The 515-nt window shown below is 45.0% G+C and carries 2 tRNA genes and 1 rRNA gene; all 3 read left to right on the forward strand.

Features of this window, described 5'->3' with window-relative positions:
* Nucleotides 1–73, forward strand: a 16S ribosomal RNA gene (locus ACYFX0_RS30940); the annotation flags it as partial.
* A 130-nt stretch (nt 74–203) separates the two neighbouring features.
* A tRNA-Ile gene (locus tag ACYFX0_RS30945) sits at nt 204–280 on the forward strand.
* Between the two features lie 8 nt (nt 281–288).
* A tRNA-Ala gene (locus tag ACYFX0_RS30950) sits at nt 289–364 on the forward strand.
* Nucleotides 365–515 lie beyond the last annotated feature (151 nt).

Genomic DNA, 515 nt, shown 5'->3' on the forward strand with positions numbered 1-515 from the left:
GGTGGGACAGATGATTGGGGTGAAGTCGTAACAAGGTAGCCGTATCGGAAGGTGCGGCTGGATCACCTCCTTTCTATGGAGAATTGATAAGCGCTGCTTATCAATATAAGTTTCCGTGTTTCGTTTTCGTTTAGTTTTGAGAGTTCAATTCAATATTGACTCTTAAATGAGGATATGATATAAATAAATCCTGCAATTTGTATGGGCCTATAGCTCAGCTGGTTAGAGCGCACGCCTGATAAGCGTGAGGTCGATGGTTCGAGTCCATTTAGGCCCACCATACATTTTGGGGCCTTAGCTCAGCTGGGAGAGCGCCTGCCTTGCACGCAGGAGGTCAGCGGTTCGATCCCGCTAGGCTCCACCAAAAAGCTATTTTAAATAGCAAATGGTATGTTCTTTGAAAACTAGATAACAGTGTAGCTCATATTTTTTAATTTTTAGTTTGGTTAAGTTAGAAAGGGCGCACGGTGGATGCCTTGACACTAGGAGTCGATGAAGGACGGGACTAACGCCGA

Source organism: Bacillus sp. NEAU-Y102, assembly GCF_054788175.1.